The 23,157-nt window shown below is 71.4% G+C and carries 20 protein-coding genes and 1 tRNA gene; 8 read left to right on the top strand and 13 right to left on the bottom strand.

From position 1 onward, the window contains the following. Positions 1-714, bottom strand: a 714-nt coding sequence (locus tag G3I60_RS46160; RefSeq protein ID WP_239070975.1) for a DUF2510 domain-containing protein, incomplete at its 3' end; no start/stop codon positions are given. A 268-nt stretch (positions 715-982) separates the two neighbouring features. On the opposite strand from G3I60_RS46160, the gene G3I60_RS42140 reads away from it, so the two are divergent. Next, the gene (locus G3I60_RS42140) at positions 983-1,456 is read left to right on the top strand and encodes an SsgA family sporulation/cell division regulator (protein ID WP_187145292.1); all 474 of its coding nucleotides are present in this window, start codon (positions 983-985) and stop codon (positions 1,454-1,456) included. 22 nt (positions 1,457-1,478) lie between these two features. Here G3I60_RS42140 and G3I60_RS42135 read toward each other — a convergent pair whose 3' ends face one another. Further along, positions 1,479-2,846 (bottom strand): FAD-binding oxidoreductase, encoded by a 1,368-nt coding sequence (locus G3I60_RS42135; protein ID WP_164299257.1) that lies wholly within the window; start codon positions 2,844-2,846, stop codon positions 1,479-1,481. Positions 2,847-2,923: 77 nt separating this feature from the next. Beyond that, the gene (gene hppD / locus G3I60_RS42130) at positions 2,924-4,069 is read right to left on the bottom strand and encodes a 4-hydroxyphenylpyruvate dioxygenase (RefSeq protein WP_164299255.1); all 1,146 of its coding nucleotides are present in this window, start codon (positions 4,067-4,069) and stop codon (positions 2,924-2,926) included. 123 nt (positions 4,070-4,192) lie between these two features. Between hppD and G3I60_RS42125 the strand changes: the two genes are divergently transcribed. From G3I60_RS42125 to G3I60_RS42105, 5 genes are all read left to right on the top strand, one after another. Beyond that, complete coding sequence (locus G3I60_RS42125; protein WP_138356586.1) at positions 4,193-4,666, top strand: Lrp/AsnC family transcriptional regulator; 474 nt, start codon at positions 4,193-4,195, stop codon at positions 4,664-4,666. A 65-nt stretch (positions 4,667-4,731) separates the two neighbouring features. After that, the gene (locus G3I60_RS42120) at positions 4,732-5,379 is read left to right on the top strand and encodes an ABC transporter permease (protein WP_138356585.1); all 648 of its coding nucleotides are present in this window, start codon (positions 4,732-4,734) and stop codon (positions 5,377-5,379) included. Next, positions 5,372-6,658, top strand: a complete 1,287-nt coding sequence (locus tag G3I60_RS42115) for a betaine/proline/choline family ABC transporter ATP-binding protein (RefSeq protein ID WP_164299252.1) — start codon at positions 5,372-5,374, stop codon at positions 6,656-6,658. Before G3I60_RS42120 ends, G3I60_RS42115 begins: the two co-directional genes overlap by 8 nt. Beyond that, on the top strand, positions 6,655-7,539 hold the full coding sequence (locus G3I60_RS42110) for an ABC transporter permease (RefSeq protein WP_138356583.1): 885 nt from the start codon (positions 6,655-6,657) through the stop codon (positions 7,537-7,539). The genes G3I60_RS42115 and G3I60_RS42110 overlap by 4 nt, the downstream gene beginning before the upstream one ends. Continuing rightward, a complete protein-coding gene (locus tag G3I60_RS42105) occupies positions 7,536-8,516 on the top strand; it encodes a glycine betaine ABC transporter substrate-binding protein (RefSeq protein ID WP_138356582.1) in 981 nt (326 codons plus the stop codon). Before G3I60_RS42110 ends, G3I60_RS42105 begins: the two co-directional genes overlap by 4 nt. Positions 8,517-8,552: 36 nt before the next feature. Here the strand turns inward: G3I60_RS42105 and G3I60_RS42100 are convergent, their stop codons facing one another. The 4 genes from G3I60_RS42100 to G3I60_RS42085 form a co-directional block, all read right to left on the bottom strand. Further along, positions 8,553-9,341 (bottom strand): S16 family serine protease, encoded by a 789-nt coding sequence (locus G3I60_RS42100; protein WP_138356581.1) that lies wholly within the window; start codon positions 9,339-9,341, stop codon positions 8,553-8,555. Positions 9,342-9,419: 78 nt separating this feature from the next. After that, positions 9,420-10,112, bottom strand: coding sequence for an IclR family transcriptional regulator (locus G3I60_RS42095; RefSeq protein ID WP_138356580.1), 693 nt, complete (start codon positions 10,110-10,112; stop codon positions 9,420-9,422). A 312-nt stretch (positions 10,113-10,424) separates the two neighbouring features. Beyond that, entirely contained in the window at positions 10,425-12,380 is a 1,956-nt protein-coding gene (locus G3I60_RS42090) for a hypothetical protein (RefSeq protein WP_164299251.1), read from the bottom strand. A 244-nt stretch (positions 12,381-12,624) separates the two neighbouring features. Next, positions 12,625-14,259: a hypothetical protein gene (locus G3I60_RS42085; protein WP_164299249.1), complete on the bottom strand. Its 1,635-nt coding sequence runs from the start codon at positions 14,257-14,259 to the stop codon at positions 12,625-12,627. A gap of 448 nt (positions 14,260-14,707) precedes the next feature. Between G3I60_RS42085 and G3I60_RS42080 the strand changes: the two genes are divergently transcribed. Continuing rightward, positions 14,708-15,238 (top strand): hypothetical protein, encoded by a 531-nt coding sequence (locus G3I60_RS42080; RefSeq protein ID WP_138356577.1) that lies wholly within the window; start codon positions 14,708-14,710, stop codon positions 15,236-15,238. A 65-nt stretch (positions 15,239-15,303) separates the two neighbouring features. Here G3I60_RS42080 and G3I60_RS42075 read toward each other — a convergent pair whose 3' ends face one another. The 4 genes from G3I60_RS42075 to G3I60_RS42060 all read right to left on the bottom strand — a co-directional run bounded on the left by G3I60_RS42075 (position 15,304) and on the right by G3I60_RS42060 (position 19,255). Further along, positions 15,304-17,094: a DEAD/DEAH box helicase gene (locus G3I60_RS42075; protein ID WP_138356625.1), complete on the bottom strand. Its 1,791-nt coding sequence runs from the start codon at positions 17,092-17,094 to the stop codon at positions 15,304-15,306. 146 nt (positions 17,095-17,240) lie between these two features. Then, the gene (locus tag G3I60_RS42070; RefSeq protein WP_164299247.1) at positions 17,241-17,612 is read right to left on the bottom strand and encodes a Fic family protein; all 372 of its coding nucleotides are present in this window, start codon (positions 17,610-17,612) and stop codon (positions 17,241-17,243) included. Further along, positions 17,609-17,806, bottom strand: coding sequence for a hypothetical protein (locus G3I60_RS42065; RefSeq protein ID WP_164299245.1), 198 nt, complete (start codon positions 17,804-17,806; stop codon positions 17,609-17,611). The genes G3I60_RS42070 and G3I60_RS42065 overlap by 4 nt, the downstream gene beginning before the upstream one ends. Before the next feature lie 33 nt (positions 17,807-17,839). Next, positions 17,840-19,255, bottom strand: coding sequence for an MFS transporter (locus G3I60_RS42060; protein ID WP_164299243.1), 1,416 nt, complete (start codon positions 19,253-19,255; stop codon positions 17,840-17,842). A gap of 377 nt (positions 19,256-19,632) precedes the next feature. Here G3I60_RS42060 and G3I60_RS42055 point away from each other — a divergent pair. Beyond that, positions 19,633-19,704: transfer RNA gene (locus G3I60_RS42055), tRNA-Cys, on the top strand. Between the two features lie 89 nt (positions 19,705-19,793). On the opposite strand, the gene G3I60_RS42050 is transcribed toward G3I60_RS42055, so the two are convergent. Both G3I60_RS42050 and G3I60_RS46155 read right to left on the bottom strand, forming a co-directional pair. After that, positions 19,794-22,115, bottom strand: coding sequence for a xanthine dehydrogenase family protein molybdopterin-binding subunit (locus G3I60_RS42050; RefSeq protein WP_138356574.1), 2,322 nt, complete (start codon positions 22,113-22,115; stop codon positions 19,794-19,796). A 94-nt stretch (positions 22,116-22,209) separates the two neighbouring features. Next, on the bottom strand, positions 22,210-23,157 hold a 948-nt coding region (locus tag G3I60_RS46155; protein WP_239070974.1), incomplete at its 5' end, for a (2Fe-2S)-binding protein.

The raw sequence follows: 23,157 nt of genomic DNA, 5'->3' as shown, positions 1-23,157 counted from the left end.
GTGTGCTCTTCCGATCTGCGCGGCCTGGGCGAGGGGCGCGGAACCGGCGCGCCGCCCGTCCGTGCCCTCGCCCGCGGCGGGCTGCGACTGCTGCGGGGTCTGCGGCTGTTGCGACTGTCGCGGCATGTGCGGCTGCGGCTGCGGATGGTCCGGTGTCTGCGGCTGCGGCTGCGACTGCCGCGGCGGGGTGCCCCACGGGGTCCCGGCGGCGGGGGTACCGGTGGCCGGAGTGCCGGTCGCAGGAGTGCCGGCCGACGCGCCGCGCGTGGCGGGCAGGTTGGCGTCCGGGGCGGCCCGCTCCGGACGCGGTTGCGGCTCCCCGCCGCCCCAGGTGGTGCGGGGCGGCTCGACGGCCGGCGTCGCCGACCAGACGGGGGCGGCGGCCGCGCCACGCCCGTCGGACGCCGCCGGTTCCGCGGTCCGCACCGGGTCCTCGTCGAAGAACATGACGCCCGACTCCTCGACGGCGGGCATGCCCGTACCGCCGCCGGAGGCCGGCGCGGGGGCCGGCGGGCCGGGCGTTCCCCAGCCGCCGGCGTCCTGCCCCGGCGGCGGGGCGAGCTCCTCGCCGGGCCGCGGTGCGGGACGGCTGGTGCCCGGCACCCAGGCGGCTCCGTTCCAGTACCGGATGTAGCCCGGGATCGACGGATCCGGGTAGTACCCCGGAACGGGGGAACCGGAGGAACCGGAGGAGCCAGTGGAGGGTGAGCTCATGGTTCGTGAGGTCCGTATCTATTCGGCCAGGGGAGTGCAATGACCACATCTACCAGACAGGCGGACCCGCCGGGTCCGCGGTACCGCACACCACACACCCTTACCGGGTGGGAGGGACCCGCGCGGGGCCTTCCGTAATTTTCACCGCGATTCGGAGAAGTCGCGTAATGGTTGGGGTTGTATGCGCTCTCTCCTGGTGCGGGCCCCGCGCAGCACCCGCTGCGCAACACCGCAAGGGGCCGCCCGCCAAGGAAAGGACGACGACCTGATGCAGACCGTGGTGGAACGCGAACTGGAACTGAACCTGGTGCTGTCGCCGGAGCGCAGTATTCCGGTACCGGCCCGGCTGGCCTATCGCACAGATGATCCCTTTGCTGTGCACATCACCTTCCATGTCGGCTCGGACGCCCCGGTGAACTGGACGTTCGCCCGCGAACTGCTGGTGGAAGGGGTGTTCCGGCCGTGCGGGCACGGGGACGTGCGCATCTGGCCGACGAAGGTCAACGGGCGCAGCGTGATCTGTATGGCGCTGAGCTCCCCGGACGGCAACGCGCTGCTGGAGGCGCCGTCCTCGCCGGTGGCGTCCTGGCTGGAGCGCACCCTGCGCGCCGTGCCGCCGGGGACCGAGCACGAGCAGCTCGGCATGGACGACGGGCTGAACGAGCTGCTGGCCCCGACGACCCGGGACGAGTTGTGGCTGCGCGATCCATGGACGGTGACGGACGAGTCGCCCGAGGGGTGAGGGCGCGGGGGAACGCGGGGGTTCAGAAGAGCTTGCCCGGGTTGAGCAGGCCGAGCGGGTCGAAGACCTGTCGTACGCCGCGCTGCAACTCCACGCCCACCGGGCCGAGTTCCCGGGCCAGCCAGTCCTTCTTCAGCAGGCCGACGCCGTGCTCGCCGGTGATCGTCCCGCCGAGGGCCAGGCCCAGCGCCATGATCTCGTCGAAGGACTCACGGGCGCGCGCCGATTCGTCCTCGTCCGCTCCGTCGAAGCAGACGATGGGGTGGGTGTTGCCGTCGCCCGCGTGCGCGCACAGGCCGATGGTCAGCTCGTACTTCTGTGCGATGGCGGCGACGCCCTCGATCATCGGTGCGAGCTTGGTGCGCGGCACGCACACGTCGTCGATCATCGTCGCCGTGCCGACCCGTTCCAGGGCGACGAGGGCCAGCCGGCGGGCCTGCAGCAGCAGCTCGGACTCGGCGGCGTCCTCCGCCGGGACGACCTGCGTGGCGCCGGCGGCCGTGCAGAGCTCACCGACCGCCGCGAGGTCCGCGGCGGGGTCGGGAGTGTCGAACGCGGCCAGCAGCAGCGCTTCGGTGGTCTCCGGCAGCCCCATGTGGGCCAGGTCGTTGACCGCCCGGATGGTGGTGGTGTCCATCAGTTCCAGCAGCGAGGGGGCGTGGCCGCGGGCCATGATCTCGCAGACCGCGGCGCACGCTGCCGCCGCGGACGGGAATTCCGCCGCGAGGACGAGCTGCCGCGGCGGGGCGGGCCGCAGCGCGAGCACCGCCCGCACGACGATGCCCAGCGTGCCCTCGGCGCCGACGAAGAGCCGGGTCAGGTCGTAGCCCGCGACGCCCTTGGCGGTGCGGCGGCCGGTGTTCAGCAGTCGGCCGTCGGCGAGCACGACCTCCAGTCCCAGCACGTACTCGGCGGTGACGCCGTACTTCACACAGCACAGCCCGCCGGCTCCGGTGCCGATGTTGCCGCCGATGGTGCACTGCTCCCAGCTCGACGGATCGGGCGGGTAGTACAGGCCCTGCTCGGCGACCGCGCGCGACAGCACGGCGTTGACGACACCGGGTTCCACGACGGCGACCCGGTCGACCGGGTCGATCTCCAGGATCCGGTCCATCTTGACCAGCGACAGCACGATGCAGCCGTCCGACGCGTTCGCCGCACCCGACAGACCGGTGCGCGCGCCCTGCGGGACCACAGGCACCCGCAGCGCGGTCGCGGTGCGCATCACGTGCTGCACCTGCTCGACGGTGCGGGGCAGCACCACCACCGCCGGAGTGCCCGCCTCGGAGAAGCTCGCCATGTCATGGGCGTACGAGGCGGTGACGTCCCGGTCCGTGAGGACCGCCTCCGCCGGCAGTCCCTCGTGCAGTCGTTCGATCAGTTCGCGCATGGTTCCAGACTGGCACCCGGGCCGCGGCCGGGGAAGCTCTGCCGCCCCGGCACGGCCCGTCGGCGTACCCGTATCGCTCAGAGGTTGCCGCGCAGCTCCTGCTCGCGCTCGATCGCCTCGAAGAGGGCCTTGAAGTTGCCCTTGCCGAAGCCCATGGAGCCGTGCCGCTCGATCATCTCGAAGAAGACGGTCGGCCGGTCCTGGACCGGCTTGGTGAAGATCTGCAGCAGGTAGCCGTCCTCGTCGCGGTCGACCAGGATCTTCAGCTCACGGAGGGTCTCGACGGGGACGCGGGTCTCGCCGGCCCACTCGCCGAGGGTGTCGTAGTACGAGTCCGGGGTGTTGAGGAACTCGACGCCGGCGGCGCGCATGGCCCGCACGGTCGCGACGATGTCGTTGGTGGCGAGGGCGATGTGCTGGACGCCGGGGCCGCCGTAGAACTCAAGGTACTCGTCGATCTGGGACTTCTTCTTGGCGATGGCCGGCTCGTTGAGCGGGAACTTCACCTTCCGGGTGCCGTCGGCGACGACCTTGGACATGAGCGCGGAGTACTCGGTGGCGATGTCGTCGCCCACGAACTCCTTCATGTTGGTGAAGCCCATGACGCGGTTGTAGAACGCCACCCACTCGTTCATCTTGCCGAGCTCGACGTTGCCGACGCAGTGGTCGATCGCCTGGAAGCGGCGGGTACCCGGCTCGACGATCGGGTCGGCGGCTGCGTAGCCCGGCAGGTACGGGCCGGTGTAGCCGGAGCGGTCGACGAGGGTGTGGCGGGTCTGGCCGTACGTGGCGATCGCGGCGAGGACGACGGTGCCGTGCTCGTCCGTCAGCTCGTGCGGCTCCTCCAGCCCTGTGGCGCCGTGCTCGACGGCGTAGGCGTAGGCGGCGCGGGCGTCCGGTACCTCGATGGCGAGGTCGATGACGCCGTCGCCGTGCTCGGCGACATGCGCCTCGAGGAACTTGCCGCGCTCGGTGGCGGTCCTGACGACCGAGGTGAAGACGAAGCGGGCGCCGCCGGACTCCAGCACGTACGACGCGGTCTCGCGGCTGCCGTTCTCCGGGCCGGAGTAGGCGACGCGCTTCATCCCGAAGGCGGTCGAGTAGTAGTGCGCGGCCTGCTTGGCGTTGCCCACGGCGAAGACGACGGCGTCCATGCCCTTCACCGGGAACAGGTCCTTCTGCTGGGCTTCGGCGGTCTGCTGCGTCTCAGTCGTCTCAGTCATGTCAAAAGCGTCGCCCTGCGGACCAGAGTGCGCAATAGTTGCCGATTTCACTGGACAATGAGCACAGTGAAGCGCCGGAATCATGGGTCAATCTGTGCAGTCTGACCATCGGAGGCGGTAGTCATGGGGATCGATGTGCTGGACGGGCAGCTGATCAAGCTGCTCGCCGATGAGCCGAGAATCGGGATGCTGGAGGCGTCCAGGCGGCTGGGTGTGGCCCGCGGGACGGCGCAGGCCCGGCTGGACCGGCTGCGGGCCAATGGGGTGATCCGGGGGTTCGGGCCGCAGGTGGATCCGGCCGCGCTCGGCTATCCGGTGACGGCTTTCGCGACGCTGGAGATCAAGCAGGGCCAAGGCGTGGACGTCCGCGCCCACTTGGCGGGCGTGCCCGAGGTGCTGGAGCTGCACACCACGACCGGCCAGGGCGACATGCTCTGCCGGCTGGTGGCCCGTTCGAACGCGGATCTTCAACGGGTGATCGACCGGGTTGTGGGCTTTGATGGCATCATGCGGGCCTCCACGGCGATCGTCATGGAAAATCCGGTGCCACTCCGGATCATCCCGCTGGTCGAACAGGCAGCGGAGGACCGCCCGTGACGTGACCGCCCGTGAGGTGACGGGACGGGCGGAACCCCGCGGTACGAGCAGGAGGGAGCCGGACGGTGAGTTTCTGGAGCTACCTCGGCAACCGGCACCAGCAGTTGCTGACCGACGCCTTCCAGCACGCCAGCGCCGTCTTCCAGTGCATGGTGCTGGCCACCGTCATCGGCGTCGTGCTCGGCGTCCTGACGTACCGCAGCGAGTGGGCGGGCAATCTGGCCGTCACCGCGACCTCGACCATCCTCACCATCCCGTCGCTGGCACTGATCGGTCTGCTGATCCCGGTGCTGGGCCTCGGCGTCCCGCCGACCGTCACCGCGCTGACGCTGTACGGGCTGCTGCCGATCGTGCGCAACGCCATCGTCGGGCTGCGCGGCGTCGACCCCACACTGGTGGACGCGGCCAAGGGCATCGGGATGTCGCGCTTCGCCCGGCTGGCCAAGGTGGAACTGCCGCTGGCCTGGCCGCCGATCCTGACCGGCATCCGCGTCTCCACGCAGATGCTGATGGGCATCGCGGCGATCGCCGCGTACGCGTCCGGCCCCGGGCTCGGCAACGAGATCTTCCGCGGTATCGCGTCGCTGGGCAGTGCCAACGCCCTCAACCAGGTGCTCGCCGGCACGCTCGGCATCGTCGTCCTGGCGCTGCTCTTCGACGCCGCGTACATCGTCGTGGGCCGTATGACCATCCCGAGGGGGATCCGTGTCTGAACCGTCCGATCGGTCACCGGCGTCCGGCGCCTCGGTGGCTGGTGCCACCATCCAGCTGGAGAACCTGACCAAGCGCTATCCCGGCAGCGCCGAACCGGCGGTGGACAGCGTCAGCATGGAGATCAAGGCGGGCGAGACCGTCGTGTTCGTCGGCCCGTCCGGCTGCGGCAAGTCGACCACCCTGAAGATGATCAACCGGCTGATCGAGCCGACCTCGGGGCGGATCCGGATCGGCGACGAGGACGTCACCGACATGGACCCGGTCAAACTGCGCCGCAAGATCGGCTACGCGATCCAGTCCTCCGGGCTCTTCCCGCACATGACGGTCGCCGAGAACGTGGCGCTGGTCCCCAAGATGGTGGGCTGGTCGAAGTCCCGGGTGAAGGACCGCGTCGAGGAGATGCTCGACCTGGTGGGGCTGGACCCGCGCGAGTTCCACGGCCGCTACCCGCGCCAGCTGTCCGGCGGGCAGCAGCAGCGGGTCGGGGTCGCGCGCGCCCTGGCGGCCGATCCGCCGGTGCTGCTGATGGACGAGCCGTTCGGCGCCGTCGACCCGATCACCCGCGACCATCTGCAGGACGAACTGATCCGGCTGCAGCACGAACTGCACAAGACGATCGTCTTCGTCACCCATGACTTCGACGAGGCCATCAAGCTCGGCGACCGCATCGCGGTGCTGCGCGAACACTCGCACATCGCCCAGTTCGATACCCCCGAGGCGATCCTCACCAACCCGACGGACGACTTCGTCTCCGGCTTCGTCGGCGCGGGCGCGGCCCTCAAGCGGCTGAACCTCACCCGGGTGCGGGACGTGGGGATCGCGGAGTTCCCCACCGTGACGGTCGACGACCCGCTGCAGGCCATCTTCGACCGGCTGCGTGACGCCACCACCAACGAACTGCTGCTGCTGGACAAGCGCGGCCGCCCGTACAAGTGGCTGCGGCGCGGCGACCTGATGCGCGCCAAGGGGTCCCTGGCGCGGGCCGGCACCCTCGTGCACGACACGGTGACGCGGGACGCGACGCTGCGCGACGCGCTGGAGGCGGTGCTCACCGACAGCGGCGGCCGGGTCGCGGTGACCGGCCGGCGCGGCGAGTTCATCGGCGTCGTGGACATGGAGACGCTGATGAACTCCGTCCACGAGATGCTGGAGGCCGACCGGCTCACCGCCATCGAGCACCGGCACGAGCTGGAGGAGCTGCGCAGGCAGCAGACGCGGCTGGAGCAGGAGGGTGCGGAGGCCGCTCCCCCGGAGGGACCGAAGAGGGCGGACGCATGAGCGCGCGCCGCCCCGAACGCCCGCCGGGCGAGCACGAGGTGCGCGGGCGGGCCTTCCGTGACGACCCGGAGGCGGCCGAGGACGACGGGGTGGCCGGGGCCGTCGGGACGGGCACCGGTCCGCTGCCGCACGAGGCGCCCGAGCGCCGGCTGCGCTGGCCCAAGCTGGTGATCACCCCGCTGGTGCTGGGCGCCGCGCTGGGCGCCACCTATCTGTGGATCAGCAACGCCGACCTCGACTCGATCGCGCACAACGCGCTGGCCGGCGACACCGTCCAGCTGCGGTTCTGGCAGAGCGTCAAGCTCACCGCGTACTCCACGTTCTGGGTGCTGATCATCGCCATCCCGGTCGGCATCGCGCTGACCCGGCGGCAGTTGCGCAAGGCCACCCCGTTCGTCACCGCGCTGGCCAACATCGGCCAGGCGACCCCGGCGATCGGTCTGCTGGCGCTGCTCGTCATCTGGCTGGGCATCGGTCCGCGCACCGCGATCATCGGCATGGTGGCCTACGCCGTGCTGCCGGTGCTGTCCAACACCATGGCCGGTCTGCGGAGCATCGACCCGACGCTCGTCGAGTCGGCGCGCGGCATCGGGATGTCGGCGGTCGGCGTCCTGTCCAAGGTGGAACTGCCGCTCGCCGTACCGCTGATCCTGGCCGGGGTGCGCACCGCGCTGGTCCTCAACGTCGGCACGTCCACGCTGGCCACCTTCGGCGGTGGTGGCGGCCTCGGCGACCTGATCACCACCGGCATCCAGACCCAGCGGATGCCGGTGCTGGTGCTCGGCTCCATCCTGACGGTGCTGCTGGCGCTGGCCGTGGACTGGATCGCCTCCGTCGCCGAACAGCTGATGCGGCCGCGCGGCCTGGAGGTGGGGTCATGAGGTACGGACGCACCCTGGCGACGGCGGGCTGCGGGCTGCTCGTCGCGACGGCCGCGCTCAGCGGTTGCGGCCTCAAGAGCGGCAGCCCCCTGGTGGACGACGTGGTCCCGGGTTCCATCGGCCAGGGACTGCCCCTCAAGGGCGCCTCGCTCATCGTCACCTCGAAGAACTTCAGCGAGCAGATCATCCTCGGCTCGATGATCGGCCTGGCCTTCAAGGCTGCGGGCGCCGAGGTGCTGGACCGCACCAACATCCAGGGGTCGATCGGTGCCCGCGAGGCCATCAAGTCCGGTGAGGCGGACGCGATGTACGAGTACACCGGCACCGCCTGGATCACCTATCTCGGCCACGACAAGCCGATCACCGACCCGCTGGCGCAGTGGCGGGCGGTGCGCGACGAGGACGTCAGGAACGGCGTCACCTGGCTGCCGCCGTCCTCCCTCGACAACACGTACACGCTCGCCATCAACCAGGCGAACAACGCCAAGTACCACCTCAAGACGCTCTCCGACGTGGCCGCCCTCTCGAACTCCGACCCCTCGGCGGTGACCGTGTGCGTGGAGAACGAGTTCGCCTCGCGGGACGACGGGCTGCTCGGCATGGAGAAGGCGTACGGGATGCACATCCCGGCCTCCAACATCCAGAAGATGGACGCCGGCATCGTCTATACCCAGGTGGCCAAGGGCACCTGCCTGCTCGGTGAGGCCTTCACCACCGACGGGCGGATCAAGGCCATGGACCTGGACACGATGGCGGACAACAAGCACTTCTTCCCGAACTACAACGCGGCGCCCGAGCTCAACAGCAAGACCTTCCACAAGTACCCGGCCATCGCCGGACTGCTGGACCCCATCAGCAAGCGGCTGACGACACAGATCGCCCAGCAGCTGAACGCGCTGGTGGACGTGGACGGCCAGGACCCGCACGACGTCGCCAAGGACTGGATGATCCAGGAGGGCTTCATCAAGAAGGGCTGAGCGGCCCGACCCACGGATCCGTGGGTCAGCAGGAGGTCAGCAGCTGGGGACCCTGCCGCCGGTGTTGATCGCGGCCAGGGCCGCCAGGGCGCCCTCCAGGTCGGTGACCGGCACCAGCCGGAGCCCGGCGGGCAGCTCGGCGGCGGCGTCGGAGCACTCGCCCTTGGGGACCAGGAAGACGGTGGCGCCGTCGCGCTTGGCGGCCCGCTCCTTCAGCGGTACGCCGCCGACCGCGCCGACCTTGCCGTCGGCGGTGATGGTGCCGGTACCGGCGACGGTGCGGCCACCGGTCAGGTCACCACCGCGGCCGTTCCCGTCGATCTTGTCGATGATGCCGAGGCTGAACATCAGCCCGGCGCTCGGTCCGCCGACGTCCGCGAGGTGCAGCTCGACCTTGACCTTCGCGGGGGACAGCCCGAGGTGCCTGAGCGCCGCCCCGGTCGCCGCGTCCTGCGAGTCGGTCATCTCCTGTGCGTTGTGCTGCTCGATCTCCTGGACCGAGCCGCCGCCGGGATAGACCGCGCCGCGCGGCATCGCCGCCTGGTCGGTCGCGAACCAGGCCCTGAGCACATCGGGGAGGTGGACCGACGCGTCCGGCTGGGTCGCGGCGATCGTGGTCATCCGCAGCTGCCCGCTGGTGGTCCGGGTCGGAGTGCCGGTGACGGTGATCACCTGACGGCCCTTGTCCGCGCCGAGCACGTCCGCCGTCATCCCGGGCACCACGATCGACACCGGGAGCGGGGCGAGCGCCGCGACGGCCAGCAGCGCTGCCACCAGCATCGCGCAAAGGGCAAGGACTCGGGCACGGCGGGAGACTGCGGGCATGCAGAGAATGTAGTCCACCGCCGTGACGGGCGGGGCACCCCGGCCGGGTGCCCCGTCCGCCACGCGGCGGACCGTGGCCTAGCGCAGCGCGTCGGCGACCTCCGTGGCCGCTTCCACCACCCTGGGGCCGACCCGCTCGGGCACCGCCTCGGCGAGCATCACCACGCCCACGCTGCCCTCTATACCGGTCACCCCGATGAGCGGGGCGGCGGCGCCGCTGGCGCCGGCCTCCAGTTCGCCGTGGGTGAGGACGTAGCGGACCGGCTCGGTGCGCCCCTCCCCCGGCTCTGCGCCGTTCTGTTCCTGCCCGGGTGCGTGCGGCAGGACGCCGCGGCCGGCCAGGATGGCCCGGCCCGCCGCGCCCCGGTCCAGCGGATGCCGGAAACCGGTGCGGTAGGCGACGTGGTAGTCGGTCCAGGTCGGTTCGACCACCGCCACGGCCAGCGCCTCGCTGCCGTCGACGAGGGTCAGGTGCGCGGTGGCACCGATGTCCTCGGCGAGTGACCTCAGGGCCGGCAGTGCCGCCTCCCGCAGCAGCGGATGCACCTGGTGGGCGAGCCCCAGCACGCCGAGCCCGACGCGGGCCCGCCCGCCGAGGTCACGCCGTACCAGTGCGTGCTGCTCCAGGGTGGCCAGCAGGCGGTAGACGACAGTGCGGTTGACCCCCAGCTTGGTGGCGAGCTCGGTAACGGTGAGCCCGTGGTCGGTGTCGGCCAATAGCTTGAGGACCCGCAGTCCTCTGTCGAGCGTCTGAGATGTCTCCGCGGTCACGACGCCCCCTCCTCATATGAGTGGCGGCTCATCTCACGGCGGGACGCACTGCCGGTCCCGCGGCAGCGCGCGGAGAGGCCGCCGGTCGCGGTGGTACCGGCTGCGCTCCGCGGCTGCTCTGCCACGGCGCGTGCGTGACGGGCACGGTAGCGACCGAGTACCGCTGAGCGGAAGGGGTCGTCCACAATCCGGTCACACCGAGGAGAACTCCTGACCCGCTCTTTAAGCTCACGGGCCTATGACGAAGGCGGCGCGGTCCCGGTTCCGGGGCCGCGCCGCCTGCGGTTCTTCCGTTCCTCCGGGCCTCTCCCGTCAGGTCACGGTGAAGGTGCGCTGCACGGTTCTGCCGTCGACGAGCACCTCACAGGCCTTGAGGGCGACGGTCGTCGGGTCGTGCACCGTGAAGTTGAGCGCGTAGCTGCCGTCCAGGCCGATGACGCGGAGGACGGAACCGTCGGACGTCTGCGAGCCGTCCGCCCGGCGTCCGGTCACCGCCACCGTGGCGACCGGCGCGAAGCCCTGGCCTGTGACCTGGACCACGGTGCCGAGCGGGCCGGAGTCCGGGGAGAGCGCGAAGCCGGCGGAGGGCGGCGGGATGCTGTCGTCGACGGTGAAGGCGGCCATCGCGATCCGCGGATTGACCAGCACCTCCTTGACCTGGAGGGCGACCGTGGCGGCGTCCTTGACCGTGAAGGTCTGGGAGAACGCGCCGTCGAGGCCGACGACCTTGGTCCTGGGGATGTCGGAGGTCTGCGACCCGTTCGCCTTCAGCCCGGAGATCACCACCGTGCAGACCGGGGCGAAGCCCTGGCCGACGACGGTCACCTGGGTGCCCTTGGGGCCGCTGGAGGGGCTGAGGACGATGAAGTACTTCGCCACCGTCAGCGCGCCGGTCTGTGAGACCCCGCCCGCCTCGACCCTGAGCAGATAGGCGGCCGGGGCGACCGAGGACGCGACGGTGACCGTCCCGTGCAGGGTCCCGTCGGCGGCGATCGTCAGGGACTTCGCGGCGATGCGGCTCGCGGCGCAGCCGGTGCCGTCGGCGTTGCACAGCGAGGCGGTCGCGGCGGCGCCGGCCGGCCAGCCGGTTCCGGAGACGGTGACGGTCCCGCCGGGCTTGACCTTGCCGGTGCCCGTGCCGAGCGTGGCGGCGGCCGCCACGACGGTGAACGGCCGGGTGAGCGTGGTGGCGGGGTCGCCGGCCTCGTCGGTCCGTACGGCGGCCAGCGCCGGGTCGCTGACGGTGAAGTCCACCGAGAAGGTGCCGTCGGCGGTGGTCTGCACGTACACCGCGGTGTCGTCCAGGGTCTGCCCGTCGGCGTCGAGGCCGACGGTGTTGATCCACTGGTCCTGCCGGTAGTTGGTGCCGGAGACGGTGATGACGCTGCCGACCGGGCCCTGGCTCCGCGAGAGCGTGAACGCCCGTGGGCCGGTGGGCACGAAGGCCTTGACCGTCAGCGGCGCGGTGGCCTCCTTGGTCCCGTCGTTGACCTTGACGAGGTAATTGCCGTCCGGCACCGAGTTGGCGTCGGAGAGCGTCGCGGAGCCCGTCAGCTGCTTGTTGGCGCCGATCGCCAGGGTGCTGGAGGCGAACTTCGCCGGGTCGCAGCCGCCGCCCGCGGTGTCGCACAGCGACGCGACGGGGGTGCCGCCGGGCGTCCACAGGTCACCGGTGAGCGCCACCGGGGTGCTGGGGCGGACGGGCGTGGCGGGCGCGTGGAGGGTGGCCGGGACGCCGGCGGTGCCCTGGGCGGTCACCGTGCCGACGCTGCCGCCGTTCGCGGTGACGTCGCAGGGGGTCTGGTAGGTACCGCCGAGCACCTTGGTCTGGGTCAGGGTGCGGACCACGCTGAACGTGATCGGTCCGGCGGCGTTGACCGGGATGAGGAAGTCGCCCTCGTAGGGCGGGATCAGAATCGGCGTGTTGGCGGGGATGTCCATGGTGATCTCGGGGCCGCGGACGGTGACCGTGCCCGTGGCACCGCCGGACATGGCGAGGTCGATGCTGGGGGTGGTCGGCACATTGCTCAACGCGATACCGCTGGTCGCCGGGCTCCCGCCGAGGGTGACCTTGGCGTGCACGCTGCCGCCGGGGTCGACGACGGAGGGGGTGAGGTCGACGGTCATGGTCTGCGGGCCGGTCGCCTCACCCTGGCCGGCCGGCAGCGAACAGTGCACCGTGGGAGTGATCGTCCCGGCGTGGGCGGCCGGTGCGAGAGCCAGTCCGGCTCCGGTCAGAGCGAGGGCGAGTGCCGCAGATCCTGACATCAATCGATGTGCCAATGGTCCTGGTCGCAAGAACACGTGACTCCCATTCTTCGAAACAAGATCGGGGGATGTCATTCCGCTAATTCACGGCACATTGAGAGGGTGCGACCTTCATAAGTCAATAGGCGCCGGAGAAGTACCTGATGAGGCGTCAGATCTTGTTTCCTGAATAGACATCCGGCCGGTACCCGAAGCTGCGGGTACCGGCCGGAAGTCCAGCGGAACGATCAATTCGGAGCTCGGTTCACAACAGCGTCAGCGTGAGCGTCGCGCTGTAGTCGCCCGGCCGGGCCGTCCCCGGGACCTGGAGCGTGAGAGCCGCGTCGGCGTCGAAGTTCCCGCCGGTGAACTGGCGGGACCCGTCGGGCGCGAGACCGCACAACGTCGCGGCCGCGCTGCCCAGCTGCGCGGGCGAGCCCGCCACCGGAGTGCCGACACTGCCCGGCTGCGCCGTGCACACCGGCACCCAGCCGACCGCGTCGGCCGGGATGGTGGCTCCGGAGCCGCTGGTGAAGGCGGTCATGGTGCCGGTCAGCGACCAGCCCGTGTTGACGCCGCGGGCGTCGTGCACCGTGACCTTGTTCAGCGCGCTGTTCAACGTGTGCGGGTCACCGTCGAGCTGGACCGACCCGAACTGGACGGTGTCGCCCGCCTGGGTCATCGACAGCAGGCCCGGCAGCACCGCGGTCCGCAGTGTCTGACTGCCGGTGGTGGTGCCGCCTCCGCCGCCGGTGGTGACGGTGAACGGCTGCGTCCTGACGGTCGCCGGGTCGCCGCCCTCGTCCGCCCGGACCGCGACCAGGGTGGGGTCGCTGACGGTGAACTCGGTGGAGAACGTGCCGTCCGGAGTGCTCTGCGGATAGACGGCGGTGTCGTCCAGGGTCGCGCCGTCGGCGTTGAGGCCGACGATGTTGATCCACTGGTCCGGCCGGTAGTTCCGGCCGGTGATGGTGATGACGCTGCCGACCGGTCCGCTGCTGCTCGACAGCGTGAACTCCCGCTCGCCCGCCGCCACGGCCTTGACCGTCAGCGGCGCGGTGGCCTCCTTCGTGCCGTCGTTGACCTTGACCAGGTAGTCGCCGTCCGGGACGTCGGTGGCCGGGGCCAGGGTCGCCGTCCCGGCCAGCGCGCCGGTGGAACCGATGGTCAGCGCGTTCGCGGAGAACTTCGCCGGGTCGCAGCCGGTGCCGGCGGCGGAGCACAGCGAGGGGACGGCGGTGCCGCCCGGTGTCCAGTCGGAACCGGTCAGCGCGACCGGGGTGTTGGGCCGGACCGCCCCGGTCGGCGCGACAAGGCTGGCCGGCGTGCCGCCGGAGCCCTGCACGTCGACCGTGCCGATGCTGCCGCTGCCGCTGACCACGTCGCAGGGGGTCTCATAGGTCCCGCCGAGCACCTTGGTCCTGGTCAGATTGCGCAGCGGGGTGAAGTCGACCGGGCCCGAGGCGTTCTGCGGGACGAAGAAGTCGCCCTCGAACGGCGGGATGACCGTGGGCTTTCCGGCCTCGACGTCCACCGGCACCTCGGGGCCGGTGACGGTGACGGTCCCGGTGGCGCCGCCGGACAGGGCCAGGTCGAGGTTGGGCGTGGTCGGCACCTGGGTGATGGAGATCGGGCTGAGGGCGGGGCCCGGCCCGAGCGTGACCTTGGCGTGCACCTTGCCGCCCGGGAGCACGGTGGACGGGCTGAGTTCGACGGTCATGTCCTGCGGCCCGGTGGCCTCACCCTGACCGAGCGGCAGCACACAGTGCACGACCGGGCCGACCGTTCCCGAGGGCGAAACGATCAGGGCCTGGGCCGCTCCCCCGCCGGTCAGCACCAGGACGAGCCCGGCCGCGCCCGCGGCCAACCGGTGCGGTACGCATCTTCGTTGTCGGGACACCTGACTCCTCGTGACGGTGGCCACCGCCCCGGCCTCACCGGAGGCGGCACGGCATGACGCCGGGAGGAGCCGGAGTGGCAGGAGTGCGATGGCTCGGTCGAATGATTCAGGACATTGAGAGGTCCAGGACCGAAGAAGTCAAGAGAAGCAATGGAAGGGATCTCCGCCAATCTCAGGAACAAGTCGAGAAGTACTCGAAGCGATCACCGGGAAACACTGCGGAAGCCTCCGCTTTACGCCACGGAAAAATTGTCCCGCATATGTGTTGACTGTTCTGGAGATCATGGTTTCACTACGACTCAGTATGCCGGGCCCGGCACCGCACGCCCCCGTCGATGGGGCGGCGGAACAGCGACGGACGTAATGCCCTGGCGATACTTCTTTGGTTGGGAAACCTTGAATTCGGCATGCGCCCGGCGCTCCATCCACCGAAAGGAGCACCAACCACATGGCACGTTCCAGACTGGTCGGCCTGGCCGTTCTCGGCACGGTCGGGGCGGTCACGGCGACCCTCGCCCTGTCCACCTCGTCGTTCGCCGTTGCCCCGGGCACCGCGACCGCCACCTACAACTGCGGTACGTGGGGCAGCGGACTGGGCACCCTGACGGCCACCGACACCGGCGGCGTCAAGAAGATCAAACTCACTTCCACCGCGATCACGATGCCGGTCGGCTCCAGCGCCAACCCGAACAGCATCACGACGACGCTGAAGGTCAACAAGACCGCCGGCGGCGTCACCAGTGAGGTGCAGTTCTCCGCGAAGCTCAACCCGGCGATGTCCGGCGGCAACCCGATCACCCTGGGCCCGCTGTCGCTGAGTTCGGGCACCATCGCGACCGGCAACACCACCGATTCGCTGGTGCTGACCGGGACTCCGAGCGCCACCAACTGGTCACTGAAGATCGTGACCTCGTCGCCCACCGTGGCGACGGTCTACTGCACGGCGACGACGGCCCAGTCGTCGGCCTTCACCTGGTGACAGCGGCCGGGTGAGCACAACGGTCCCCGGAAGGCGCGCCTTCCGGGGACCGTTCGCGGCGGCGCTCAGCGCATCTTCGTGGCCCACTCCCGGACCTTCTTGATCCGCTCGTTCAGCTGCCCGGCCGTCGCCTCGGCGCTCGGCGGGCCACCGCACACCCGGCGCAGCTCGTTGTGGATGACGCCGTGCGGCTTGCCGCTCTGGTGGGTGTACGCCGACACCAGCGTGTTCAGCGACTTGCGCAGCTCCAGCAGCTGCTTGTGCGTGACGATGGGGCGCCGCTCGGCCGGCAGCTCGATGAGGTCGGCCTGGTCCGCGGGCTTCTGCCGGCTGTGCGCGATCTGCCGGGTCTGCCGCTTCTGCAGCAGCATCTGCACCTGGTCGGGCTCCAGCAGTCCCGGGATGCCGAGGTAGTCCTGCTCCTCCTCGCTCCCCGGGTGCGCCTGCATGCCGAACTCGGCGCCGTCGTACAGCACCCGGTCGAAGACGGCGTCGGACTCCAGCGCCTCGAAGGGCAGCTGCTCCTCGGTCTCCTCGTCCTCCAGCTTCTCGGCGTCGGCCAGCAGCTGATCCTCCTCGGCGAACGGATTCTCCTCGTCGCCGGCCTTCTTGGGCTTGTCCAGGACGTGGTCCCGCTCGACCTCCATCTCGTTGGCGAAGTCGAGCAGCATCGGGATGGTCGGCACGAAGACGGACGCGGTCTCGCCACGCCTGCGGGACCTGACGAAACGGCCCACCGCCTGCGCGAAGAACAGCGGCGTCGAGATCGTCGTCGCGTAGACGCCCACCGCGAGCCGCGGCACGTCCACGCCCTCGGACACCATGCGCACCGCGACCATCCAGCGGTCCTCGGAGTGCGTGAAGGCATCGATGCGCTTGGACGCGGCCTTCTCGTCGGAGAGCACGACGGTCACCTTGTGGCCGCTGATGTCCTTGAGGATCTTCGCGTAGGCGCGCGCGGACTCCTGGTCGGTGGCGATCACCAGCCCGCCCGCGTCCGGGATGCTCCTGCGCACCTCGGTGAGCCGCTGGTCGGCCGCCTTCAGCACGGCGGGGATCCACTCGCCGGTCGGCGCCAGCGCGGTGCGCCAGGCCTGGCCGATCGCGTCCTTGGTCATCGGCTCGCCGAGCCGCGCGGCGATCTCGTCGCCGGCCTTGGTGCGCCAGCGCATGTTGCCGCTGTAGGAGAGGAATATCACCGGGCGGACGACACCGTCCGCGAGCGCGTTCCCGTAGCCGTAGGTGTAGTCGGCCGAGCTGCGGCGGATCCCGTCGTTGCCCTCCTCGTACGCCACGAACGGGATCGGGTTGGTGTCCGAGCGGAACGGCGTACCGGTCAGCGCGAGCCGCCTGGTCGCCGGGTCGAACGCCTCGGAGCACGCCTCGCCCCAGGACTTGGAGTCACCGGCGTGGTGGATCTCGTCCAGGATCACCAAGGTCTTGCGCTGCTCGCAGCGGTTGCGGTGCAGCATCGGCCGCACCCCGACGCCCGCGTAGGTCACCGCGACGCCGTGGTACTCCTTGCTGACCGGGCCCGCGCTGTAGTCCGGATCGAGCCTGATCCCTATCCGCGCCGCCGCCTCCGCCCACTGCTTCTTGAGGTGCTCGGTCGGCGCGACCACCGTGATCTGCTGCACCAGGTGGTTGTGCAGCAGATACGAGGCGAGCGTCAGCGCGAACGTGGTCTTCCCGGCGCCGGGCGTCGCCACGGCCAGGAAGTCGCGCGGCTGCAGCCGCATGTACTCGTCGAGCGCCCCCTGCTGCCAGGCGCGCAGCTTTCCGGCGGTGCCCCAGGGGGCACGGCCCGGGAAGGCCGGTGAAAGGTGGTGGGAGGCACTGGCGGCGGTAGTAGTCACGGTCTCCGGGGCGGGGTCGGGAGCGGCGGCGGTCGACGTCAACAGCGTCAAGCGCATAAGCGTACCTGCGGCACGCCCGTCACCCCGGTTCTACGCCATCGCGCCGAGCGTCCCGCGACCGGGCTCGCGTCGCCGGGTGCCGGCTCTCATCCGGTGAAACGGGGAAGGATCTCGGCGGTCTTCGGCACGTCGAGCACCCCCTGACAGACGTTCAGCACGAAGGTCTCGGCCTCGTCCACGTCGAAGCCCGCTCGCAGCGTATGCCCGTTGATCTGCAGGAAGACCCAGGCCGCATACCAGGCGATCCGCTTGTTCCCGTCGACCAGTGCGCGGTTGCGAGCCAGTGACTCCATGAGGGCGGCAGCTTTGTGCCAGATGTCCGGATAGGCATCCTGGCCGAACACGGTCGCCCTCGGCCGGGCGAGCGCGGAATCCAGCAGCCCGTAGTCCCGCACCTCATCAGCACCGAGGCGCTTCGCCAGGTTCAGGATCTCGGGAAGCGTCAGGTAGTACGTCACGCGAGTCGCTGGTTGAGCTCGTCGCTCGCCTGGAGGACATGCGTGGCCGCCGCCTCGAAGAGGCGCGTCCGCTCACTGATCGCCCGCACCACCGCGTCATGCGCGATGACCTGCATGCTCGTCGACTCCGCCTCCGCGCGCTCGCGCAGGGCTTCCAGCTCATCGTCGGTGAAACGAACATTCAGTCCAGGCATGAGGCCATGGTACCACTCGGTACCACGACCGGATCAGACCGCCTTCGGCGTCAACCGGCCCGCCACGAGGACGCCCAGGAGGGCGACGCCCGCCATCGAGAGGAAGACGGCCACGAAGGCTCCGGAGTGGCCGGAGCCGCCGCCCAGGGCGGTGAACAGGACTCCTGAGGCGCCGACGAGGACGATGTTGCCGAGGGCGTCGGAGACCTGCAGGGAGGCGGAGTTGCTGCCGGCCTCGTCGGGGCGGGAGAGCTTGAGGAGCAGGACGCTGCCGCTGGAGATGACCAGGCCCATGCCGAAGCCGCCGACGATCCAGGAGACGGTGACGATCCAGGCGGGCACGGACGGGGCGAGCGCGAGGGCCGGTCCCGCGACGGCGGCGGCCATCAGGAGCATGCCGATCCTGATCAGCCGCTCGCGGTGCGGCTGCAGCCGCGGGCGGCTCTGCACATACGATCCCAGCGCCCAGGTCAGGCCGCCGCCGGTGAGCGAGAGCCCGGCCAGGGTGGCCGAATAGCCGCGCTCGGTGACCAGCATCAGCGGGATGAAGCTCTCCGCGCCGATGAACGATCCGGCGGCGACCCCGCGCAGCAGGATCACCGCGGGCAGTCCGCGGGCGGCCCGGAACGTCCCGCGCGGCAGCAGCCGCAGGACGCCGGGGACCAGGAGCGCGGCGCCCACGGCGGCGGGTACGAGCATGACCGGCGACAGGTCCTGGCCCGCGTACTGCAGCAGGCCCGCGCCCGTCGCGACGGCCAGCGCCAGAAGGATGCGGCGCCGGTTCAGGGCCGGGGTCCGGTCCCCCGGCGTCAGCTTGCGCAACGCTGGCAGCATCACGGCGAGCGGCAGCAGCACCAGCACCGGGATGGCCAGGAAGACCCAGCGCCAGCCCAGGTGTTCGGTGACGGCTCCGGCGACCACCGGACCGATGATCACCGGGAGCACCCAGGCGGCGGAGAACGAGGCCATGACCGAGGGCCGCAGCCGCTCGGGGTAGGCGCGGCCGACGATGACGTACAGCGCGACGATCACCAGCCCGCCACCGAGGCCCTGGACCGCGCGGCCGGCGATGAACGTCCACATGTTCTGCGCGGAGCCGGAGATCAGCAGGCCGGCCGCGAAGGCGGCGATGCCGGTGAAGAGCGGGGCGAGCGGGCCCTTGCGGTCGCACCACTCGCCGGAGACCACCATCGACAGCAGGCTGGCGGTGAAGTACCCGGAGAACGCGAACGCGTAGAGCGACAGCCCGTCGAGGGCGCGGCCCGCGACCGGCATCGCGGTGTTCACGGCGCTCGCCTCGAAGGCGATCAGCAGCACCACGGAGACGATGCCGAGGGTGAGTGCGCGATAGCGCCGCCCGAGCACCCCGTCGGTGTCCGGGGTGTCCGGAACCCCGGTCCGCTGCGGTGGGGCGGCCGGCTCACTGCTCTGCGCTTCTACGGTGGCCATCCGCCAAGAGTAAGGGGCGCAGGCGCATTGCACCCCCTTCCAACGGATGGAGTGTCGCTCCGCCGCTGGTCCTAGGGCGTGTTGCGAAAGTAGCGCCGTTCGCCCGGAGGGCGTGGCCCACGGCGTCTGGTGCGTGCGCTCGCAAGGCGGAGGGTCGTCCTCGTACTGGAGTACTTGGACGAGCCCGACAACGCAGCGAGGGCGCGTGCCAGGCGTCGTGGGCCAGGCGGGACTTTCGCAACACGCCCTAGCCGTGCCACCGTTCCCGGGCGCCCGCCGCGGTTCATGAACGGCGTATGGCAGTCCTGTTGCGGGCCCGCCGGGACCGTTGACCGACCCCGGGGGCGGCGCCCTATCGTCGGTGATGTCACCGACACGGCCGTATGCCCGAGTGGTTTAGGGACTCGCCTGCAAAGCGAGGCACGTGGGTTCGATTCCCGCTACGGCCTCCGTGAGGAAGACGAAGGGCCCGGCAGCGCATCGCTGCCGGGCCCTTCCGTTTGTCCGCTGTGGTGTCCGTTCTCCGGCGCCGTCCCGGTCAGGACTGCGGCTTGACGACCGCTGCCTGCGGGCGGATCGGCAGCCGGCTGACGGGGCGGCCGGTGGCGGCGCGCACGGCGGCGGCGACGGCGGCCGGCGAGACCACCACCGGGACCGCGCTGACCGCCTTGGCGCCGAAGGGCGCCAGCACGTCGCGCTCCTCGACGAGTTTGACGATGCGCACGTCCGGGGCGTCGAGCGCGGTCGGCAGGGAGTAGCCGGTGAGGTTCGGCCGCTTGATGATGCCGCGGGGGGCCCGCAGGTCCTCCATGAGCGCGAGACCGACGCCCTGGGTGACGCCCGCCTCGATCCGGGCGGCGACCTGGCGCGGGTTCAGCACCCGGCCGACGTCCTGCGCGACGGCCATCTCCACGACCCGTACCGAGCCCAGTTCGATGTCCACGTCCACGACCGCGCGGACCGCGCAGAAGGCGAGGCCGACGAACGCGTCGCCCTGGCCGGTGTCGTCCAGCCGGTCGGTGGGGTGCGGGCGGCACTGCGCGGTGGCCCACAGCTCCTTGCCCTCGAGCGCCTCCCCGACGGTCGTGCTGAGCACCCCGTCGTACGAGGTGATCTTGCCGTCGGCGATGGTGAGCAGCTCGACGGACATCCCGAACTTCGCGGCGAGCGGCTGCAGCAGCTGCGTGCGCACCATCTTGGCGGCCCGTTCGACCGCGCCGCCCGACACCCAGGTGTGCCGGCCGCGGGCGGCCGCGCCGGACGGCGGCTGGTCGGTGTCGGCGGCCAGCACGCCGACGTCCTCGACGCCGAGCACGTCCTGGACGATCTGCCGGGCGAGCGTCGTGAAGCCCTGGCCGGTCTCGACTGCGGCGCAGATGACGGTGGCCCGGCCGTCGTGGATCCGTACGGTGGCGGTGGAGACCTCGTCGGTGCCCTCCGCGCCGAGCATGTGCACCATGCCGAGCGCGTAGCCGACCCCGCGCCGGACCGCGCCCGGCTCTCCGGCGCCCTCGGGGCCGCCGGGGAGCAGCCACTGCGACTCCTCCTCGTCGACGGGCAACGGCGGCAGGTCCGCGTCGCGGACCGCCTTGAGGAGCTCGCCGACGGGCGCCGGGCAGGTGACGGTCTGGCCGGTGGGCAGCAGGTCGCCGGTGGCCATGACGTTGCGCATCCGCAGCTCGGCCGGGTCCAGGCCCAGCTTCGCCGCGAGCTTGTCCATCTGGCCCTCGTACCCGGCGCAGACCTGGAGCGCGCCCTCGCCGCGGACGTGTCCCGACGGCGGGTTGTTGGTGCGGACGGCCCAGCCCTCGACGAAGACGTGCGGCACGACGTACGGGCCGGCGGCGAACGCCACGGCGGCGGCCAGCGCCTCCGACGAGTGGTCGGCGTACGCGCCCGCGTCGAGCAGCACCTGCGCCTCGACCTTGACGAGCCGGCCCTCGGCGTCGGCGTGGTGCCGGTAGCGCAGCAGGGTGGGGTGACGGTGGGAGTGGCCGAGGAAGGACTCCTCGCGGGTGGCCACGAACTTCACCGGGCAGCCGGTCTTCAGCGCGAGCAGCCCGAGCGGCAGCTGGATCCCGGAGTCCTCGCGGTCGCCCATCGCGCCGGGCACGCCGGTGACGACGACCTTGACCCGGTCGGCCTCCAGACCGAAGCAGGCGGCGGCCAGGTCCCGGTCGGTGTGCGGGTCGGTGGAGGCCACGTACAGCTCGACGCCGCCGTCCGGGCGGGGCACGGCGAGCCCGGCCTCGGCACCGATGGGCGCCGGGTCCTGCCGGCCGATCCGGTACAGGCCCTCGACGATGACGTCGCCGATGACGTCGGGGTCGCCGAAGCGCAGCGGGATGTGGCGGATCAGGTTGCCGTCGGGGTGCAGCGGCTCGGCGGCGAACGCCTTCTCCGGGTCGGTGACCGGCTCCAGCACCTCGTACTCGACGAGGATCGCCGCGGCGGCCAGCCGCGCGGTGTCGGGGTGGTCGGCGGCGACGGCGGCGATCGGCTCGCCGTGGTGCCGGACGATGTCCTTGGCGAAGACCGGCCGGTCCGCGACGCGGCGGCCGTGCATGGCGTCACCCGGCACGTCCTCGTGCGTGACGACGGCCCGGACGCCGGGCATCGAGGTGGCTTCCGACGTGTCGATGCGGACGATGCGCGCGTGCGGGTACGGGGAGCGCAGCACCGAGGCCCACAGCAGTCCCTCGGCCCACAGGTCGGCCGCGTACGGAAACGTCCCCTGCGCCTTCGCGAGGGTGTCCACGGGCCGCACGGAGACGCCCAGTCCGTGGAGCACCGGTTCGGGCGCCGCGGGCGTCCGGGTGGCCTGGGCGGGCACCGCCGTGGCCGCGTCGGATCCAGTCATGCCGCTGCCCTCTCGCTGCTGCCGGTGGGTTCGCCCGTGCCGGCCGGGCGCGTGTGCCGCGGCTCCGGCCGTCGGCCCGGGATCGTACGGCGGGTCACGCGGTGCCTCCCGGGTGGCTGCCGTGCGGCCCGCCCTGGTGCGGGATCCGCGCCCCGTCGGCAGTGTGGTCGGAGTGCTCCGCGGCGGTGGCCTCGCGGGACGCCACGACGTCCTGGACGGCGTCCAGCACACCCCGGTAGCCGGTGCACCGGCAGAGGTTGCCGCAGATGGCCTGGCGGGTCTCCAGCTCGGTGGGCTTGTGGTTGCCCTCCAGCAGGTCGTGAACGGTCATCGCGAGGCCGGGAACGCAGAAGCCGCACTGCACGGCGCCGCACTCGGCGAGCGCGCGCTGCACGTCGGACGGCTGCCCGTCGTCGGACAGCCCCTCGACGGTGCGGACCTCGCTGCCCGCCGCGGTCGCGGCCGGCACCAGGCACGAGGCGACGAGCCGGCCGTCGACCTGTACGGAACAGGCTCCGCACTCGCCCTGCTCACAGCCGTCCTTCGCACCGGCCAGGCCGAGCCGCTCCCGCAGGACGTACAGCAGGGACTCACCGAGCCAGGCGTCGGTCACCGGCCGGTCGGCGCCGTTGACGCGCAGCACGTAGGAGGCGAGCGGGTGTTCGCTGTGCGCCTCTTCGGGCGCCGGCTCCTCGTCGTCCGCCGCCGCTTCGGTCCGCTCCGGGTGCTCCGCGTGCTCGACGGGCCCGTCGGAGGGGCTCTCCGCCGCCTCCTGGTCGTCCTCGGTCACCACGACGGACTCGGCTCCGGGGACCGCCCCCATGGCGCCCACGGGGTACTCGCCGGACTCGTCCGCCGCGTCCTCCGCGACGAACGGCAGGCTCCAGTGCCCGGCCCCGTCGGCGGGCGGCATCGCGCCGGCGGTGGCGGACGGCGGGTGCTCGGCGAAGTACGGGTGCCGGGCCGCCGGGTCCTGTGCGTCCAGCGGCCGCGCGTCCTCGCCGGGCCCGTGGCCGGCCAGCGGGTACGGGCCGGCCGGCTC

This window comes from Streptomyces sp. SID13666 (assembly GCF_010548325.1).
GTDB classification, from domain to species: Bacteria; Actinomycetota; Actinomycetes; order Streptomycetales; family Streptomycetaceae; genus Actinacidiphila; species Actinacidiphila fildesensis.
This window is presented reverse-complemented; position numbering and strand designations above follow the sequence as displayed.